Source organism: Thermococcus sp. (assembly GCF_015523185.1).
Lineage (GTDB): Archaea > Methanobacteriota_B > Thermococci > Thermococcales > Thermococcaceae > Thermococcus.
In genome coordinates, this window is the sequence record NZ_WAKV01000038.1 from 1 (window position 1) to 18,268 (window position 18,268).

An 18,268-nucleotide genomic window follows, 5' to 3' on the forward strand; every position below is an offset into this window, starting at 1 on the left:
CCCACCGGGATGAGCAGGAGAAGGGCGAGACATACTGTGATGACCTTCTTCCACGGCTTTGTTGGCCTTCCCGCGAGTTCAAGGGCTTTCTCAATCCCGTCGACGATTAGAGAAACTCCTTCAACGGCCAGTATTCCCATGACCGGGGAAAGGAACGTTATGAAGCGCGTCTCCTTGTGGGTCACAGTCATTATCATGGCGAACCCTATGATGGACCAGCTTATCAGAAGCCAGCCCCTCTCATCCTGCCTCTGTTTTATAAGTCCCAGAACCATCAGGGCAGGAAGAACGTGGCCCACGTCCTTGAAGAGCCACTCCATGAAGGTTGAGACCGAGACCGGCCTGTCGGCTGTAACGGCCCTGCTTGCTATTTCAAAGGGTTTTAGGGCTCCGCCGTAGTGTAGATGGCCCAAATAGAGCCATGGGCTCAGGGTCAGGAGAAGCAGGGCGAAGCCAATCCAGTATTCCTTCCTTTTGACCCATTCCCAGTACTCTGTGAACCAGAGGTAGGCGATGAAAACCGCTATTATAGAGAGCCCTGTGTAGCGCGTTAGTATCGCGAGGCCGGCCGAGAGGAAGGCTAGATAAACCCTCGTGGGGTTTTTTCTCTTCCTTCCGGTGTAGAGGAGGTAGATGGCCAGGGCGTAGAAGAAGGTAAATTCGCTGTGAACCAGCTCCCTCGTCCCCATGGTGAATGCCAAGGCGTTGAAGATGAAGAAGGCCGAGGCGAGGATTCCCTTGACGGGTCTCTCAAAGAGCTCCATAGCTAAGAGATAGACTAAAACCGCTGTTAAGGCAAAAAAGACGGCTGAAACTAGCCTCGCAACCGTCAGCTGGCTCAGGGGTTCGTGGATGAAGTGGTAAAACAACGAGAGGGTGTACGGGTAGAGTGGTGGGCGGTACATCATGTAGGCTCCTTGGTAGGTGAAGTTCGCTGGACTAACGGCCAGATTTCTGGCGATGTCAATATAAAGCGCCCCGTCGTAGCTCAGCGTGTCCCAGGGCGGAAACGTGATGAGCTCCATTCCTAGAGCGAAGATGGAAACGATTCCCGGAAGGACTTTCCGGGTTAGGTTTTCTCTGTCCATGTCGTCACCTCCGATAGGTAGGCCATCAGGAGGATTGCAACGAGAAACTGTCCCTCGATTCCAATGTCGAGGGCAAGGGTTACAACGGTTAGCGCGAAAGTCCCCGTGAATGGATTTGTGGAAGCCTTTCCAAGGGCTAAACCTAGGATTAGGGCCTCAAGGAGTCCAAAAATTCCAAAATCATAGGCCGGCTGTCCGAAGATTGTATATGTGTAACCGATATGTTTTCCAAAGAGTCTACCAACGTAGCCCGTTGGGTCTGGATTGAATAGAAGCTCTCCCCTTCCGAAGGGCATTCCCAGATGGAAAAGTTTCTCGTATACAGTGTAGGAGGAGGCAGGCCTGTAGAGGAGACTCCCCATGAAGCCCAGCTTCCACACCGGGTACTCCCTTACCGTCACGTAGTACCTTGCTAGGAAAACTCCCAGTAGAAGAACTATGCCAATCAAAACGGCCTTTTTATGGCTTTTTATTTCTTCAAACGTTAGTCTGTCTTCGTAAGCCATCCTGAGGACATACGCAACGGCCACGCCAAGGCCAACGGTTCTTGACGCACTTATGATTGCAATCATCTCTCCTATTACGAGGAATCGAACGTCAGGAAGAACGGCTATTGCCCCTATAATTATATCCCCTGCAACTAGAAAGGGGACGCTTGCCTCCGTGTATCTAAGTTCCGGCTTTAGAATCGGAAGGCCCCACCTAAGGCAAGCAAACGTCGTTAGACCAATGGCCACTAAGAGAGCCGGCAAGACAGCCCTTCTTATGAGGTTTTCTCTCATTAGGAGATAGAGAATAAAAAAGCTCAACGCCCCTCCCACCAGATAGCCCGGGCCAAGGGGAATAACTAGGAGAAACGCGAAAAGGAATAAACGTCCATTCAAATTTGTCCCTTTCTGTAATCCGGCCAGAAGGATAACCAGAAAAAGAACAGCGTAGATGGCCGGTTCCGTCTCGGGCCCGTTGAAATAGATAAACTTTCCCAGCCATGCCATCAGTAGGTATGCAACGGCGGTTAGTTCAAAGAGTTCAGCAGGCTTCACGCTTCCTCATCACCTTCCATCCGCTGTAAACTGCGTAGGCGCCGAGGAGAAACAGGGCGTAAACGGGCATGTCGAGTATTCCAGTTTCAATACCCACTATTCCATAAGCCAGCGTGGAGTAGTAGAGGGCTCGGGTTAGTGGATGAGTTGCCTTTGAGATTAACCCGTAATAGAACCCGAGGAGAAAGCCCTCCACTATAGCGAATATCCCAAAGTCGAGGTACATTCCGCCCAAGAGGGTTGCAGTTATAGTTGCTCCGGTGTGGACGTAAAGGAACTTCGCTATGAGGCCCCTGGGGGAGTAGCCCCCCCATATGTATGAGGCCACTCCGGCCCACTGTAGGTGGCCTTTGTACGTTCCACTCCAGTCACCCCGCCATATTATGACATCAAGGGCAGAGACAGTGCTCTGAAAGCGGACCCAGAGGCTTGAGAGGCCGTTTCCACGGAGAAACGTTACCAAGAGGAACAGGACAATACCCCCTCCAAGGATTCCGGCGAGTTTTTTGACGTCAAACTTTCCTTCTTTTCTTGAAATCTCGTAGTAGGCCGAGCCAATTGCTATAACCGAAACGAGGACTGGGGTTCTATAGGCATAGAGGGAAACCGCGATAGGATATAGGAGGGAATATTTCTTCCCCCGTAGAAACAGATAGACACTCGAAGGGACGCCAAGAAAATACGTTAGTGCCGTTAGTCTTGGGCTGAGGCTCGTTCTTATTGCCGGATGAAGGAGGGGTATCCCTCCCAGTCTTAGGATTTGGAGTACTATTATCCCAAGGGCTAACCAGAACGCGTAGACGATATACTCCTCCCTGATTTTAAGGCCGCTGTCGTGCCATTCTAATTCCTCTCCCCGTTTAATCCCAAGGACTATTGCCAATGCAAAGGCCAGACTAACGGCGAGGGTCTTTGGCTCGGCCAGGCCTATGGCGACGTAGGCCATGAAGAGAATCGGCACGAGGGCCGGGAGCTTCATGGACTTCTCACCTCAAGGAGCTTCAGGGGGAGGTTTCTTTCGTTGGAGTTAACGTAGAGGAGGCCGTAGGTGTACACCGTGTAGTTGCCAAGGTATTCGATTAGATACTGGACTGGAACCATGTTGGCTGTGATTATGGCCCCATTCGGGCCCAGATGGTTTATGGTTATTGAGCCGTAGGTTTTGTAGTCCGCCTGGTACTTCAACTTGCCTATCTCTATAGGAGTTATCCCTCCTTCGATGTATATTTTTCCGGAATAGCGGACTGAGTAGTATTGATTGGGAAGCAATTTTGAGAAGACCTGAGAGCCTCTACCCTCCATCGGGTTAACCTCGTAGAGATACACTTTGCCATGGTAAATCACCCTGATTAGTTTTGCCTTTATGTCCTCCCTTGTTGCTTCCGGTCCGCCAACGGTGTATGTAGTCCCGTTCACAACTACTGAGAGGGTAGACCCCCTGACGCTCAGGAGGGTTCCCTTGATGGTTTCTCCATGAACTGTTTCGACGATTATCGTTACGTTGAATCCCCTTACAAGAAGACCATAGGCGTGGTTTGCAGCCTCGTATATCTCTCCACCCTGATAATGAGAAACATACGAATTTAAACCTAGACCAATAATGGCAAGGATGATTATAACAGCAACTATGTGTCCTGTCCGTATTTTCATACTGAATCACCGGTTTTATATTTGGTTTGCCCTGTGTTAATTACTCCCTGGGTTAAAATTTTTTCCGTAGTTACATCAAGGGGCACGATTAAAATACTCTGATACCCAACGTTGTTCCTTTTGGTGTTTTCAAGCTCATCTTAGTCGAAATATTTATATCGGAGTCTTGAGAAGGAACCATTGGTCAATGACCGTTTTAGTTTCAATTGAATAAATGGGGTGAGTGACGGTGAATAGAAAAGTGTTAAGCCTGCTCGTGGCGGCCATAATGTTGGCTTCCTTGGTACCGCTTGCCCTTCCTGCAATGGCGGTGCCAGCCCAGAGTACTTCAACCCAAAAGGTCGCCACAGCAGTGAACACCCAGTCAGGAATGCCAGAGGCTGTAAAACTGTATCTCCACACACTCTACAACAAGTACAGGGAGGAAGGGAAAACTTCAGTGCGTGTTATAATCGCATCAGAGAACGGACAGGGGAATCTGGTCGTTTCTGCGTTGAAAGACATTGGAGCAAAAGTTGAGCCGATAAGCATGCCAAAGTACGACTTCATCGTTGCCGAAGTTCCCGTGTCAAAGCTTCTCTCACTCATAGATATGAAGGGTGTCAAATATGTCTGGGAGGACAAGACAGTAAAACTTCCAAAGCCGACGCTTCCGGAGCAGGTTCCAAAGGCTCCAATTAAAGTCCTCCAGAGCACCACTGGTGGGTTTGACCCATTCATGTGGGACATGTATGCCATCAACGCTCCTCTGGCCAGGGAAGAGTACAACACAACAGGTAAAGGAGCTATCATCGCTATCATCGATACTGGTGCCGACGTTGCCCAGCCCTACCTTCAGATTACCCCCGATGGGAGGAGAAAGATAATAGCCTGGCGCGATGACACTGGAGAGGGTAATGTCTCACTCGACTATAACTTCACTTCGAGTCGGGTTGTTAACGGAACTGTGGTTCTCAACCTCACCAACGTTACAATTGACTGGGGACCGTATTACTTCTACGTCAATAGGACAACAAGGTACACTACAATACCCCAGCTTAACCTGACAATAGACTTTGGCAACGTTACGGTCGAGAACGGAACCTACAAGGTTGGCTTCCTCCCGGAGAGGTACTTCGACATAAACTTTGACCACAATTACGACGAGCTCTATGCGATAATCGTTGCCCCAGACAACATAACCTACTTCTATCCCGTTCCGCTTCAGCTCAACGTTACAGACGCCAACACCCTCCATGCAGTCATAAACGGAACCATCAACCAGACACTACTTGCGTCCATGATGCAGATTCCGACAGGTGTTAACTATACGTATACCGTTAACCTTAGCGAGGCTTACCCAATGACCCTCTTCGATGAGACCGGAGACTACATCCTTCTCGGTCCTGGAGTTGTCAAAAACACGACCTATGTTACCTTTGAACTTGGTTCTCCAAGTCTGATAAACATCTCCAACGATACAGCGTACATGAGCATAGTTCTTACAAGTGTCAGCGATGACAGTGTGGTTTTCGGATGGGACGGTGGCCAGCACGGAACTCACGTTTCAGGAACCGCCGCGGGATATGGTCCTCCGGGAACTTACTTCCAGGGTCTTGAAGGTGTCGCTCCGGGAGCACAGCTCATTGAAATTAAGTCGCTCTCAAGCCTTGGATTTGGAAGAACTTCTTGGATAATCTATGGAATGATACATGCAACTCTTATGGGAGCCGACGTGATAAGTATGTCCCTGGGTGGCCTCTATACAGGATACAACGATGGCCTTGAGGACCCAGAGAACTACTTTGCCAACCTCCTCACTGACTGGTTTGGCGTTGTCTTTGTTGTAGCTGCTGGCAATGACGGACCCACTACTAACACCGTTGGTTCTCCAGGTGATGCAGACTTCGTCATAACCGTCGGGAACTACTGGAGCGGTGAATCTTGGGAATTCTGGTACGGTGCCCCAGATGTTGCAAACGGTCCTGCCATGAGTTCATCCCGCGGTCCAAGGCTTGACGGTGCTGTTAAGCCAGACGTTATGGCACCGGGTACGTTCATATTCTCAAGCCTGCCCATATGGAGTGTCGGTTACTACGGAACATGGGCCTCCGACTTCTGGGACGGAACTTCAATGGCAACACCACACGTCAGCGGTGCTGTGGCCCTCATGATTAGCTATGCCAAGGCCCATGGCATAAACTACAACCCGTTCCTCATCAAGAGGGCCATAATGCTTTCGGCCAAGCCTGTCGAGGGTGCAACGCCGATTGACCAGGGTGCAGGACTGCTCCAGGTTGACAAAGCTATAGCAGAGATGGTTAACCTTAGCGAGGAGAAGACCACGTACATCTATGCTGGAACAACGTTTGGTCCATACACCAACCCACTTGGAGAGAAAGAGCTCCCACTTAGAGCGAACATTCTCTTCAACGGCTGGTTCCTTGACTACGGTTTGCCGTATCTGTACCAAGGTATTTACCTCAGAAATGACAGGCCTGCTACAGTTCCAGTTTACGTTTACGGCATGGAGTATGACCACGGACTTACACTTGTCAACGGAACCTACAAGATTTCAACCAGTGTCCCGTGGTTGCATGTGAGTACAAGCAAAATAAATGCCATAGTGACTAAGGGTAATTTCACACTGGGCCAGTTCCATTATGTGGACTTCTACAAGACAACGGGAATGTTCTACGTCACCATTGACTACTCCCAGCTCCAGTTCCCGGGAACCTACGTTGGGTACATTTACATTGACGACCCGACGACCAGCTACATTGATGGAGTGGTTCCGGTAATAGTTACCGTCCCGATAAACAAGGGCCCCACCGGAGAGCTCAGTGACTGGGAGTACCCAGGTCAGGCCAAACACTACTACATAGACGTCCCACAAGGAGCTCATGAGCTTGTTGTCACGATGAGTATCCCCAAGGACGAGAATGGAAACTACCTGGGCAGGGCCAGGCCATACATTGTCGACCCGCGTGGAAACATCGTTGAAGGCACTGGTCCTAAGTACGGTCTGAACTTCTACTACCTCGGTCCAGGAGGACCTGGAAACTATACATGGGTCATTAAAAACCCGACTCCAGGAACATGGGAGTTGACGGTTTACAGCAGTGTCTTCTCGGCCCTCTTCACGGGTTACAATGAATCCCACTACAACATTAAAGTCGAGGTGCTCGGTGTTGTTCCAAACCAGAAGAGGTACTATTTCGATTACGAGGAGCCGGGCAACTACACGTTCACCATTGACTACTCCAACTACTATGAGACAATCAACGTCACACCGTTCGCTTATGGACTTGGAAATCTTAAGACTGCAGAGTTCTATCTGCTCAACATCACCCAGGATGAGTGGCAAGTTGTTGACATAGTCAACGCAACCCCCGGACAGAAGCTCTACTACTTCAGGATGGGCATTACGTCACCGTTTGCACCCAATGCAGACCTTGACCTGTACGTTGTCTACTTCGTAAATGCCAGTATCATGGAAAAATACTTGCCTCTCCTCAATAATTCAAGTCTTGCTCTGCTGGTGATACTCTATGGCTACTACGGACTATTACCCGGCGTCAAAGTTTACCTCGACCAGGTCGGACCAACTGCCGACGAGAGCTTTGACATGTTCATGCCGGACTACGGCTATTACGTAGCGGTTGTCAACGGCTACGACGTTCCGGGAGGAGAAATCCAGTACCTCTATTACAGGCAGGTGCTCAAGGACAAGGGACAGATGAGTGCAGTTACCGGTCCCTTCACATTCGAGGAAGGCACAAAGGCTAAGGTTGAATACAGCGTTGACCTCAGTGGATACGATACCTACCTTGGTGTCATTGGACTCCTTGACAGCAAGACCGGTGTGCCAGTGACCTACGCACCTGTGTTCTTCCAGGTAGGAATGCCGAAGATGTTCGGAGTCCTTTACGGTGGAGCCAAACTTGGAATCCCATCGAACCTCAAGCTCGTACTCTTCGATGCAAAGACCCTCAGGCCAATAAACGGAACAGCGACAGTTTACATAAACGGCAGGGAGTATATGGCAGTTAACGGTGTCGTGGACTTTACACTCATACCTGTATCTTCAGAGATGTACCTCAATGTGAAGGTTGTCTCACCCAACTACCAGGACTATGGAACAACCTTCGTGCTCAAGGTCTCAGAGCCTGTGAGCAAGCCACTCTACTCCTACACCAACTCAACGGCAATGCTCAACCTTGGACAGGCTACAATAGTCAATATAACAAAGCTTCCGGGACAGGTTATTGTAACTGCGGACGGACCCTCCGGAACCAACGCCACTATAACTGTGATTCTCCCAGAGGATGCCTACAATGTCCAGGTCACAGGAGACCACGTGGTTGCGTGGCACGTAATCAGGGGCAAGAACGCCGTCTATGCCGTTGTCACTGTGAAATTTGACTCCCCAGCGACATTTACCGTTAAGTACCTAGAGACATCCCCGTCACTAACCATACTCTCATTTGTGCCTCTGAACTACCTGTACTACCACTACATCCAGACCCAGAACGCCACATTCCACGAGCTCTACAACAAAGCCCTTGAAGCCGGTGTGAACGAAACGATACTCCAGCAGGCAATGGAATACTACAACCAGTCCATGGCGGAGTACGCAACGGCCAAGGACCTCGTAGGGGGTTCAATAATCAAGAACTTGGGTGACTTCAGGCTCTTCATACACCTCAGAAAGTCCTACGCCGACCTTAAGAAGGCTATCAGGATACTCCAGGAGGCCCTAGAAGAGCAGGGTAGCTAAACCCTTTTAACTCCTTTTTCTTCCTTTTCTCCCGGTGGTGAAATGATATACGTCAAGGTCTATCGCGTTCAGGGGGAGGTTCTTCTCGCGGCGTGTGATGAAGAACTGCTCGGAAAGACCTTCCGCGAGGGTGAGCTGAAGCTTGAGGTAAAGGAGCGCTTTTATAAGGGCGAACTCGTTGAGGAGGAAAAGCTCGAAGAACTTCTGGAGGAAGCGACGATAGCCAACCTAACAGGTGAAAGGTGCGTTTCAAAGGCCATCGAGCTTGGCTATGTGAATCCTGAGAGGGTTCTTAGGATTGAGGGCGTTCCCCACGCCCAGATGGCGAAGATGTTCTTCTGAAGATTTTTAAGCTCTCTTTGGGTTCTTTCTCTGGTGGGAGCATGAGCGAGAGGTTCTGTTACAGATGTGGAATAAGCGAGAGTGAGGGAGGTCCTCTCATCGGAGGACTCTGTCAGGTCTGCTACCGCAAGGAAAATCCCGTCCTGCTGATTGGCGACGAAATTAACACCGAGCTCTGTCAAAACTGTGGAAGCTACAAGAAGAGGGGCATCTGGGTTGACCCCAAGAGCTACGAACTCGAGGAGCTCATCTTCGAGGTAGCAGAGAACGCCCTGCTGGAAGAGCTTGAGGATTCCTTCAGCGACGAAATACGGGAGTACGAGGTTCTACCCTCTGATGAGCTTGAGGAAATAGACGACCTTCCAGTCGGCAGGGCAGTTGTTTCCTTTGAGCCGGTTGACTTCCACATCGAGCACTTCCCTGCGATAATCGTCTATAAAGTCCGGGTCAAGGCAAGGACTCACGAGCTCCAGAGGGAACTCCACGATGAAAAGAAAACCGTTACCGTCTACGTCCGCCAGACGGTCTGTCCACGCTGTCAAAAGTTCCTCGGTGGCTACTTTGAGGCGATTCTTCAAGTTAGGGCTGAGGGCAGGCCCCTGAGCGATGAGGAGAGGAAGGCGATAGGAAAGCTCGTGGAGGAGAAGGTTGACGAGATAATGCAGAAGGACAGGATGGGCTTCATCCAGGACACAATAGAGAAGGAGGAGGGCCTTGACTTCTACATGGGTTCTACCTCAAGCGCCAGGAAGATAGCCCAGGCCATAAAGGAGCGCTTTGGTGGGACGATAAGCGAGGCCTACGAGCTCGTGGGCATGGACAGGCAGACGAGCAGGGAAGTTTACCGGACGAGTGTGAGTGTGAGGATTCCGAAGTTCAGAAAGGGAGACATAGTTTCCGACAGGAAGGGGAACGTCTACGAGGTGGAGAGGGTTGATGGGAAGGGATTAACGCTTAGGAACCTTGAGAACTGGGAGAACGAGCACCTCGACTGGAAGACAGCCAAAAGAGAGCAGGTTGATACCGTGGAGCACGAGGAGACCGAGGCGATGGTAACGAGCGTAACTCCCGGTGAGGTTCAGCTCATGGACATGGGTAACTACGAGACATACGAGCTCAACAGACCTCCCTTCGAGGTTAGCGAGGGAGAGGTTTACAGTATAGTCCGCGTCGGAAAGAGGAGGTACTTTAGGGGCAGGAAGTGACGCTTCTGCCCACCAAACTTTTTAACCGAAGGTTTTGAACCCTTCTCGGTGATGGGAATGAAGAGGGTAGTTATCATCGGTGGCGGAGCCGCTGGAATGAGCACCGCATCCCGGGTCAAGAGGCTCAAGCCCGAGTGGGACGTCAAGGTTTTCGAGGCAACCGAATGGGTCAGCCATGCACCCTGTGGTATTCCATACGTGGTCGAGGGAATTTCCCCGACCGAGAAGCTGATGCATTATCCGCCGGAGGTCTTTATCAAGAAACGCGGTATAGACCTGCACCTCAAGGCAGAGGTCATTGAAGTTGAGCAGGGCAACGTTCGCGTTAGGGAGGAAGACGGCGAGCACACCTACGAGTGGGACTACCTGGTTTTCGCAAACGGAGCTTCCCCGAGGGTTCCGGCAGTTGAAGGAATAGACCTCCCGGGTGTCTTTAAGGCGGACCTTCCTCCAGATGCCGTTGCCATAAAGGAATATATGGAGAAGAACGCCGTTGAGAACGTTGTCATCATAGGTGGCGGCTACATAGGCGTTGAGATGGCGGAGGCTTTCTCAGCTCAGGGGAAGAATGTCACGCTCATAGAGCGTGGAGAGCGCGTAATGAAGAGGGCCTTCGACAAGGAAATCACTGACGTGTTGGAGGAAGAGATGAGGAAGAGAATAAACCTCCGCACCGAGGAAATCCTGATGCGCATCGAGGGAAAAGAACGCGTTGAGAAGGTAATCACTGACGCAGGCGAGTACAAAGCCGACCTCGTAATTCTCGCCACTGGAATCAAGCCCAACGTCGAACTGGCCAAACAGATTGGAGTCAGGATAGGCGAGACAGGGGCGATATGGACGAACGAGAGGATGGAAACGAGCGTGGAGAACGTTTATGCAGCGGGAGACGTTGCTGAGACAAAGCACCTCATAACCGGGAGGCGTGTCTGGATTCCCCTCGCTCCGGCCGGAAACAAGATGGGCTACGTTGCGGGAAGCAACATAGCGGGCAAAGAGCTCCACTTTCCCGGCGTCCTTGGAACGAGCGTGACAAAGTTCTTCGAAGTTGAAATAGGTAAGACTGGCCTGACTGAGGCTGAGGCAATTAAGGAAGGCTATGACGTCAGGACGGCCTTCATCAAAGCGAGCACGAGGCCCCACTATTACCCCGGTGCAAAACCAATATGGCTGAAGGGCGTTGTTGACAACGAGACCAACAGGCTCCTCGGCGTTCAAGCGGTCGGTGGCGAAATCCTTCCGAGGATAGACACCGCCGCGGCGATGCTAACGGCTGGTTTCACAACGAAGGACGCCTTCTTCACGGACTTAGCTTACGCACCACCCTTCGCTCCTGTCTGGGACCCGCTCATAGTCCTCGCTAGGGTCCTCAAGTTCTAACCCTTTTACTTTCTTCTCAAAAGTGCCACGCTACCCCAGATGAGCGCCAGACCAAGTCCAAAGGTGGCTGAGAACCCAACTGTTGATACTAGGGGACCTCCGATGGCGCTTCCGGCTATGTATCCGGCGGAGCTCACCACGTTGTAAGTCCCCATGGCGCTCCCCTTTTCTTTCTCACCAGCTTTTTCCCCAACGATTGACGTTGAAGAGAGCCCTATGAATGTCCATGAATAACCAGCTAGGATGTAGGAAACAAACACTAGGGGGAGCATCACCTCCTGGAGGGTAACCGCGGTCATTGCCGCAACGAAGGCACCAGCCCTTAGAACAAGACCCTTTCGAAGGATGGCCTCTTTGTTGCCCATCGCGTTTCCCACGCGAGTGTAGTTGAAGGCCGAAACCGCGGAGTTGGCAATCAGCGCCAGATAAACCACTTCCCTGCCGTACCCCTCACCGGTAAGAAGAACCGGCATCTGGGGGAAGTAGAGTCCTGCCGCTATCCAGAAGAACAGGAGGGCGAGGTAGAATCCTCTAAGGTTCGATGGAAGGCTGAAATTGGTGTGGAGCATGAAACTTGGAAAGTAGCGAGCCTTTTCGACGACGTAGTTTCCAAAAGCCCTTATAGCCCCTCTATTGATGTAAACCGGCACTTCCCTTATCATTCTTTGTGCCATCACAACCGAGGGAGCCCCCATTATGGCAAAGGCAATGAAAAGCTGGGGAACAGTGAGGTATTTTGAAAGTCCGAACCCAATGAGCAGACCGAAGGCCCATCCCCAGCCACTTATCTCGTTGAACTTTCCTATACCATAGTCCCAGCGGTGCTTTCTAAGGCTCCTTAGCACCAGGGCTATCGGTACCGACAGGGTTGACGCCAGAAAGAAGGCGTAGGCGGTGTTTACTGCGATGAGCTGGGCAGGGGTTTTTGAGAGAACCATAAGAGGAAGGAACAGCGGGACGCTTGCGAAGCCAAGCAGTATGAACGGTTTCCTTCTCAGGGTTCTGTCGCTCAGCCTTCCCCAGAAGAGTGCCCCGAGCATTGAAGCTAAACTCGCGAGGGCAAAAGCCATGCCCACAGTTGAAGCACTCCCCCCAAGCTCAAGGAGGTAGAGGCTAACCAGAGCGGAGCTACCACCGGTAGCTATTTTGAAGGGAACGAAGGAGTAAAACCACTCCGGAACCCCGGGTATCCTGCTGTACCTGTTTGAGACCGATGCGTTCCTCACAGCAATGGCAACCCTCTGGCTCATGACATCACCTTAGGGGTGCCGGCAAGACGGGGTGGTTTAAAAAGGTTCGTGGCGTGAAAAGGATTTCGATGCACTAATGTGTTCGTTGAGATCAAAAGGTTTAAAAAATGTTACATATGCAATAGCAAATCATGGAGCAAAAAATTGTAATTGCCTTCATACTATGTGCAATCTTCGTGGCGTTACCGTTCGCGGTCAGCTACGCGGAGAACCACGTTGGCTCTCAATCCGTGGAATTGCCCTCTACCACTACCTCAAACCCCACTAACGGTGTCTACTACGTTGGCTTTGCGATGTCTCACGAGGGAGACGACGTGCTCTACGTTGTTCCAGCTCAGGCCTATGTTGAAAAGCCCGGGGCACTCGTTACCGTCAACGTTACTGTTAAGTTCAAGCACGCCCAGCCGTGTCCATATTCCGACTGGAGGATAACAGTGGAAAATCCGAAAAACGTTGAAGTCGTAAACGAAACAAAAACCGAACTGAAAGACTCCTATACCGCTTTCAAATGGTACACAGTCAAAGTCCTCGGCAACGGTAGCCTCGACATAGTATACCACTACGGCTCAGGATGTCCCTATGGAACCGAGGAGAGAGTCACGATTAAGTTCTATATAGGAACCCCAAACGAGAATGTGCTTAATCAAAGTGCTTCATCTCCCGAGGAAGTTCTCAACACGACCTCCCTTAACGTGACCGGGACTGTAAAGGCGGTTAACCTAGCCTTGAGGGCGGTTGTGGTTGAGAACTACACGATTGAGATTAGGGGCCGCTGGACGGGCCGAACAACGAGAGCTTAACCTGGCGCGATATGCTGGTCCTCTTGAAGCCCGGCGAGAGGGTTACCATCCTCGCCAGCGAGGAAGACGGTTCACTGAGGGCCGATGTTATAGTCATCAACGGAAAAACCTACAGGAAGGGATGATTAATGAGGTGCAACCTGAGAATGTGCGTTTCACTGCTCCTCTTTTTCCTCTGGCTCATCACAGGGATAACAGGCACGATACTCCTCACAGGTCCTCTAACGTCAAAGCTCGGTTACCCACTGCCCGTCTCCACAGCAGATACTCTCCACATCTACCTTGGCTTCGCCTTCTTCGGCCTCTCGATAGTCCACGTGGCCCTCAACTGGAGCGCCCTGAAGACCTACTTCAGGAACCTCGCCCGCTAAGCTTATACGCCTTTAGGTCAACCTAATTCCGGTGATGCTATGCTCGCCTTTGGACCGGTTCCATCGAGGAGGCTAGGCAAAAGCCTTGGGGTCAACAACATTCCCGACAAGGTCTGCAGTTACGCCTGCGTTTACTGTCAGATTGGCAGAACCCTGAGTATGGAAATTGAAAGAAGACCTTTTTACGAGCCCGAGTTCATATTCGAGGAGGTCTCCAAGAAAGTTGGGGAAACGAAAGCGAGGGGCGAGGAGATTGACTACATCACCTTCGTCCCGGACGGCGAGCCCACCCTCGACGTCAACCTCGGCCTCGAGGTCGAGCTCCTGCGCGAGCTGGAGATTCCCCTCGCGATACTCACGAACTCGTCCCTCATATGGCGCGAGGACGTTAGAAACGACCTTTTGGCGTTCGACTTCGTCTCCCTCAAGCTCGACGCGGTCAGCGAGTCCCTGTGGAGGAGGATTGACCGGCCCCACAAGAGCCTGAACCTCGAGAGAATCCTCGACGGGATGCTTGCATTCAGGGACGACTTCAATGGAACGGTTGTCACTGAGACCATGCTAATCAACGTTAATTATGGCGACGAGCTCGAGAGGATAGCGGACTTTCTGGCGGAGCTTAAACCGGACAGGGCCTACATAGCGATTCCGACGAGGCCTCCGGCTGAAAAGTGGGTAGAACCCGCCGACGAAGAGATTATAAACCTTGCATATCAGCTCTTCAGCGAGCGCCTTGGCGAAAGGGTCGAGTATCTCATTGGCTACGAAGGCAATGCCTTCGCTTCGACGGGGAACGTGGTGGAGGACATACTGTCGATTACTGCAGTTCACCCCATGCGCGAGGAAGCTTTGAAGGAGCTCCTCAGGAAGAACAACGCCGACTGGAGTGTTGTTGAGGGGCTTTTGAGGGAAGGCAAACTCATACGCCTCAACTACCGCGGAGGGACGTTTTACATGAGGGCATTAAAAAGCAGAAAATCTTAATAGGTTTTTTCTCAAGTGAAAAACGATGTGCGAGTACACCTATGAAAATGGCAAAAAGTGTCGGCTTAAGCCCGTTGAGGGCTCCAAGTACTGTCCCCTTCATATTCCCTACGATGAGGGTGAGGCCTTACTCGGGGATAAAATCAAGGAGCTTAAAGCGGAGACATTTCAGCGTCGGTTAAAGATTGGTCAAAGTTACTTTGAGGGCGTTTACCTCTATGACGTGGCGGTTAAAGATTACAGAAGTGAGAGGATTCTCGTCTTCAAGAATTCCCAGATTAAAAGCCTTGTGATAGAGGATTCTAACTTCAAGGGGCTCATACTCCTCAACTCGAGTGTAGATAGGCTCATCCTGTTTCAGTCAACGGTTGAGGTTCTCCTCGTTAAGGGCTCAACCGTCTTTGGCCTCAACATTCTGCGCGTTGATTTCTCAAGCAACGTCTCGATTAGGGACTCGAGCGTGAAATACCTTATGATAAACTCAACTCAGTACGTTGGTGAGAAGGAAGAGGAAACCTATGGTGGAAAGAGCGCTAAGGGTCTAATCGAGCTCTTCAACCTCAGGGACATAAGGAGGATTGGAATCAACGCCCGCTATCCTCTTTTGAGGAAGATACTTGAGGAGCATGGAGTTAATGTCTCAGAGGCAGGTAGAAGGACTGTAAAGGTCCGCTCACTCGTAATTCGCGACGTTTCCTTCGACACAGCTCCAAGGTTCAAGAGACAGGTAAGGCTGTCAATAGCGGGTTTTTCGGGGAATCTCGTCCTTGAAAACCTCGACGTCTTCGGCCACGTGGAGATTAAATGGAGTCACCTGAGGAACCCAGAGTTCGTCCACGTTCTGATTCACAGCAACTTGATTATGAGGAAGTCTCAGATAGTCGTTAACTCCACATGGACAATGACGGTTCTTCCAAGCCTTCCCCTGGAGATGACCGTCGAGGGGTTCATGATAATCGAGGACTGCCGCTTCAACAACCCCTACGCTGAGGAAGTCTTCTACCGCCTTGCCAGAACGAGCTGGGAGCGTAGCGGGGATTTTGAAAGAGCCGACGGCTATTACTACCTTGAGATGGTCGCAAGGCGGAAGGCGAGGCTCAGGGCTAGACATAGGGGGATTAAGAAGCTTTTAAACAGCTTTGAGGTCGCCTTTGAGTGGTTGTTTGCTGACCTGACCTGCAAATATGGAACGGACTGGAAAAGACCCATCCTAATCTGGCTCTTTGCCGTTAACGTAATTTTCCCAGTTATGTTTTTCATGACTCAAAGCGTTCAGGGCCTCTCCAACCATCTAACGTTCCTCGACTATGAGTACTTCAGCATAGTTACTGCAACAACCCTCGGTTACGGCGACTACCACCCGATAGGCGTCGGCAGGGTTATAGCCTCAATCGAAGCCCTCTTCGGAATGTTCATGTGGGCAGTCTTCCTTACCGTCTTCGCGCGGAAGTACATGAGGTGAGGTTATGATTGGCCTTATAGTCAACCCCCTAGCCGGCATGGGCGGTAGAGTTGCCCTCAAGGGCACAGACGGTGTCGTTGATGAGGCCATCAGGAGGGGAGCCAGACCCGTTTCACCCGAGCTGGTCAGGCTGTTCCTAAGGGAACTTTCCCACTACGAGGAGGTCAAATCAATAACATTCCTTACAGGGCCGGGCCCCCTCGGGGAGGACTACCTGAGGGAGTTCGGCTTTAACTCCGAAGTAATTCCCTTGGAGGTTTGCTACCGCAATGTTGAGGGCGTTAAAATCCCTGACACAACGGCAGAACACACGAAAAGACTCGCCCGTGAGATGCTTGGAAAGGTTGAACTCATAGTCTTCGCCGGTGGGGACGGGACGGCCAGGGATTTGCTGGAAATCGTTGATAGAAAAGTCCCAATACTTGGAATCCCGACGGGAGTTAAGATGTACTCCGGGGTCTTTGCCGTATCCCCTGAAAAGGCTGCAGAGGTTCTCGCTAAGTTCCTCCGCGGTGAGGTCAAGATTGAGGAGCGGGAGGTAAGGGACATAGACGAGGAATCCTTCAGGCGGGACGAGGTGAGGGCCAGAACCTACGGGAGGGCACTCGTTCCGGTCGTTGAGGGCCTCGTTCAGGGTAATAAGGAGGCAGTCAAAATTGACGAGGCCGGGGAACTTGAGGCTTTGGTCGAGGCGATTGCCGAGGAAATTCTTGAGAGCGATGGAGTCTACTTCCTCGGCTCTGGTTCAACACTCAGGAGGATTAAAGAGAGGCTCGGCATAGACGGAACGCTCCTCGGAGTTGATATCGTGGAAGTGCAAGACGGAGCGGTAAAGCTCCTCGTGAAGGACGCAACCGAGCGGGATTTGCTGAAGTTCATAGATAAGAACCCTAGAGTGGTCGTGACAGTTGTGGGGGGTTTGAACTTCCTCTTCGGTAGGGGCAATCAGCAGTTTTCGGCTGATGTTCTCAGGAGAATTCCCAAGGAGAACATCCTAGTCGTAGCAACCCCTGATAAGATTAAAGGGCCAGTAAGGGTCTACACCGGCGATAAAGAAGTTGATGAGAAGCTAAGGGGGTACATAAGGGTTCGTGTAAGCCCGTGGATGGAGAAACTGGTGAAGGTAATCTGAGCGGAAGCCGTTTATACCACTCCACCCTAATTTCTTTGGTGGTTTTCATGAGACACAGCAGGATAGCGGTTAAAGTTCTTGAGGGAGAGGAGCCAATATTCTACGACCCTGTCTACAACGGCAGAACGCTAAAGATTTTTGGAATGGACGACTATCCAGTGCGCTTTCTTTCGTATCTCATGCGTCAGTACAGAGAGATAGGTTACTCCACTGTGGTTTTTGACACAACCGGGGATTTCAAGGGCAAGTTTGATGAAATACTCAAAATCCGCGATGGTGGAAACATGGGCCTTGACCCGATAAATCTCTACAAGGCCGGTTATTTCGACCCTTACACGGCAGTCACGATTGTTCAGACCCTCTACGGCCTCGATAGGTCTTTAACTGACAGGCTCTATGTTGACGTTCTTCTGGGAAAAGTTTCAAGCGTTCCTGAGGCTGTTAAGAGAAACGAAAAATACTCCGAGGTTATCCTAGAGAGCTATACTCCCCTTGATGAGGCGTTTTACACAGGTGAACCTACGAAGCTTGAAGGCAGTATCCTGGTGGACATGGGAGAAACGCACAGTATAACCCTGGTTGGCATGGCGTTCCTCATCCTTGCGGCGGTATTTGAGAAAAAGAGGAACACTGCTATAGGCCTCGTTGACGGTGCTGTCCTTGGTTATACAACTGCTGGAAGCGCGGCTCTGCCGTTGCTCACTAGGCCTCTGAAACACAGAGTTACTGCCATTGCCAGCCAGTACTCTTTGGATTCCCTTCTAAACATAGCTGGTCCGACTCTCCTCCTTTATCATGACCC

15 protein-coding genes are annotated in these 18,268 nt (G+C 51.1%); 10 read left to right on the plus strand and 5 right to left on the minus strand.

Going from position 1 to position 18,268, the window contains the following annotated elements:
- From F7B33_RS04510 to F7B33_RS04525, 4 genes are all read right to left on the minus strand, one after another.
- On the minus strand, positions 1–1,088 hold a 1,088-nt coding region (locus F7B33_RS04510), incomplete at its 3' end, for a glycosyltransferase family 39 protein (RefSeq protein ID WP_297073365.1).
- Positions 1,070–2,131, minus strand: a complete 1,062-nt coding sequence (locus F7B33_RS04515) for a hypothetical protein (protein WP_297062830.1) — start codon at positions 2,129–2,131, stop codon at positions 1,070–1,072. The genes F7B33_RS04515 and F7B33_RS04510, both read right to left, overlap by 19 nt.
- The gene (locus F7B33_RS04520; RefSeq protein WP_297073367.1) at positions 2,118–3,110 is read right to left on the minus strand and encodes a hypothetical protein; all 993 of its coding nucleotides are present in this window, start codon (positions 3,108–3,110) and stop codon (positions 2,118–2,120) included. Before F7B33_RS04520 ends, F7B33_RS04515 begins: the two co-directional genes overlap by 14 nt.
- On the minus strand, positions 3,107–3,781 hold the full coding sequence (locus F7B33_RS04525; protein WP_297073370.1) for a hypothetical protein: 675 nt from the start codon (positions 3,779–3,781) through the stop codon (positions 3,107–3,109). Before F7B33_RS04525 ends, F7B33_RS04520 begins: the two co-directional genes overlap by 4 nt.
- A 229-nt stretch (positions 3,782–4,010) precedes the next feature.
- Here F7B33_RS04525 and F7B33_RS04530 point away from each other — a divergent pair, with 229 nt between their 5' ends.
- From F7B33_RS04530 to cdr, 4 genes are read left to right on the plus strand one after another with little or no spacing between them, the layout of a single operon-like run.
- Positions 4,011–8,540 carry a S8 family serine peptidase gene (locus F7B33_RS04530; RefSeq protein ID WP_297073372.1) on the plus strand — a complete coding sequence of 1,510 codons (4,530 nt, stop codon included), beginning with the start codon at positions 4,011–4,013 and terminating at the stop codon, positions 8,538–8,540.
- Between the two features lie 42 nt (positions 8,541–8,582).
- Positions 8,583–8,882, plus strand: coding sequence for a DUF424 domain-containing protein (locus tag F7B33_RS04535; protein WP_297073374.1), 300 nt, complete (start codon positions 8,583–8,585; stop codon positions 8,880–8,882).
- Positions 8,883–8,923: 41 nt separating this feature from the next.
- Entirely contained in the window at positions 8,924–10,087 is a 1,164-nt protein-coding gene (locus F7B33_RS04540) for a 60S ribosomal export protein NMD3 (RefSeq protein WP_297062823.1), read from the plus strand.
- 51 nt (positions 10,088–10,138) lie between these two features.
- Positions 10,139–11,467: a CoA-disulfide reductase gene (gene cdr, locus F7B33_RS04545; RefSeq protein WP_297062853.1), complete on the plus strand. Its 1,329-nt coding sequence runs from the start codon at positions 10,139–10,141 to the stop codon at positions 11,465–11,467.
- A 5-nt stretch (positions 11,468–11,472) separates the two neighbouring features.
- Here cdr and F7B33_RS04550 read toward each other — a convergent pair whose 3' ends face one another.
- On the minus strand, positions 11,473–12,717 hold the full coding sequence (locus F7B33_RS04550; RefSeq protein ID WP_297073376.1) for an MFS transporter: 1,245 nt from the start codon (positions 12,715–12,717) through the stop codon (positions 11,473–11,475).
- A gap of 131 nt (positions 12,718–12,848) precedes the next feature.
- On the opposite strand from F7B33_RS04550, the gene F7B33_RS04555 reads away from it, so the two are divergent.
- From F7B33_RS04555 to F7B33_RS04580, 6 genes are all read left to right on the plus strand, one after another.
- Positions 12,849–13,517, plus strand: coding sequence for a hypothetical protein (locus tag F7B33_RS04555; RefSeq protein ID WP_297073378.1), 669 nt, complete (start codon positions 12,849–12,851; stop codon positions 13,515–13,517).
- 146 nt (positions 13,518–13,663) lie between these two features.
- Positions 13,664–13,888 carry a DUF4405 domain-containing protein gene (locus F7B33_RS04560; protein ID WP_297073380.1) on the plus strand — a complete coding sequence of 75 codons (225 nt, stop codon included), beginning with the start codon at positions 13,664–13,666 and terminating at the stop codon, positions 13,886–13,888.
- A 39-nt stretch (positions 13,889–13,927) separates the two neighbouring features.
- Entirely contained in the window at positions 13,928–14,872 is a 945-nt protein-coding gene (locus F7B33_RS04565; RefSeq protein WP_297073382.1) for a radical SAM protein, read from the plus strand.
- Positions 14,873–14,897: 25 nt separating this feature from the next.
- Entirely contained in the window at positions 14,898–16,334 is a 1,437-nt protein-coding gene (locus F7B33_RS04570) for a potassium channel family protein (RefSeq protein WP_297062813.1), read from the plus strand.
- Between the two features lie 4 nt (positions 16,335–16,338).
- Positions 16,339–17,466: an ATP-NAD kinase family protein gene (locus F7B33_RS04575; RefSeq protein WP_297073384.1), complete on the plus strand. Its 1,128-nt coding sequence runs from the start codon at positions 16,339–16,341 to the stop codon at positions 17,464–17,466.
- A gap of 47 nt (positions 17,467–17,513) precedes the next feature.
- On the plus strand, positions 17,514–18,268 hold a 755-nt coding region (locus tag F7B33_RS04580), incomplete at its 3' end, for a hypothetical protein (protein ID WP_297073386.1).

Excerpts from the sequence above, each read along its gene's own strand:
- F7B33_RS04520 (WP_297073367.1), bottom strand. The coding sequence starts at position 3,110 with ATGAAGCTCCCGGCCCTCGTGCCGATTCTCTTCATGGCCTACGTCGCC.
- F7B33_RS04525 (WP_297073370.1), bottom strand. The coding sequence starts at position 3,781 with ATGAAAATACGGACAGGACACATAGTTGCTGTTATAATCATCCTTGCC.
- F7B33_RS04535 (WP_297073374.1), top strand. The coding sequence starts at position 8,583 with ATGATATACGTCAAGGTCTATCGCGTTCAGGGGGAGGTTCTTCTCGCG.
- F7B33_RS04540 (WP_297062823.1), top strand. The coding sequence starts at position 8,924 with ATGAGCGAGAGGTTCTGTTACAGATGTGGAATAAGCGAGAGTGAGGGA.
- cdr (WP_297062853.1), top strand. The coding sequence starts at position 10,139 with ATGGGAATGAAGAGGGTAGTTATCATCGGTGGCGGAGCCGCTGGAATG.
- F7B33_RS04550 (WP_297073376.1), bottom strand. The coding sequence starts at position 12,717 with ATGAGCCAGAGGGTTGCCATTGCTGTGAGGAACGCATCGGTCTCAAAC.
- F7B33_RS04555 (WP_297073378.1), top strand. The coding sequence starts at position 12,849 with ATGGAGCAAAAAATTGTAATTGCCTTCATACTATGTGCAATCTTCGTG.
- F7B33_RS04560 (WP_297073380.1), top strand. The coding sequence starts at position 13,664 with ATGTGCGTTTCACTGCTCCTCTTTTTCCTCTGGCTCATCACAGGGATA.
- F7B33_RS04565 (WP_297073382.1), top strand. The coding sequence starts at position 13,928 with ATGCTCGCCTTTGGACCGGTTCCATCGAGGAGGCTAGGCAAAAGCCTT.
- F7B33_RS04570 (WP_297062813.1), top strand. The coding sequence starts at position 14,898 with ATGTGCGAGTACACCTATGAAAATGGCAAAAAGTGTCGGCTTAAGCCC.
- F7B33_RS04575 (WP_297073384.1), top strand. The coding sequence starts at position 16,339 with ATGATTGGCCTTATAGTCAACCCCCTAGCCGGCATGGGCGGTAGAGTT.